Below are 438 nucleotides of genomic sequence, written 5' to 3' on the forward strand. Positions count from 1 at the left end.
ATCGGTTCCTGGTGCCAAGGCATCCACCGTGCGCCCTTAAAAACTTGGCCACAGATGCTCGCGTCCACTGTGCAGTTCTCAAGCAACGACCAGCCACCCATCACCCCCGGATCAGATCCGGAGTGCACTGGGGCCGGCGTTTGAAGGTACGAACTTTCGTCCGTGCCCTCAGACACCCAACAGCGTGCCCGACACATCCAGATGATCCATCACGTTCCACGCCGAAGCAGTACTAGTGAGGTCCAACCGAGTGTGCCGAGTAGTCAACGTTCCACCCATGAGCAAACCACCGCAGGACGTTCGCCTGCGTTGTGGCCTCTGAGTCGGCGAACCGACTTGAGTGCTCCTTAGAAAGGAGGTGATCCAGCCGCACCTTCCGGTACGGCTACCTTGTTACGACTTCGTCCCAATCGCCAGTCCCACCTTCGACGATTCCCT

The 438-nt window shown here is 58.7% G+C and carries 1 rRNA gene; it reads right to left on the reverse strand.

Features of this window, described 5'->3' with window-relative positions:
* Positions 1–351: 351 nt before the first annotated feature.
* A 16S ribosomal RNA gene (locus tag IG84_RS0137325) occupies positions 352–438 on the reverse strand; the annotation flags it as partial.

Source organism: Streptomyces ochraceiscleroticus, assembly GCF_000720485.1.
Classification (GTDB): Bacteria; Actinomycetota; Actinomycetes; order Streptomycetales; family Streptomycetaceae; genus Streptomyces; species Streptomyces ochraceiscleroticus.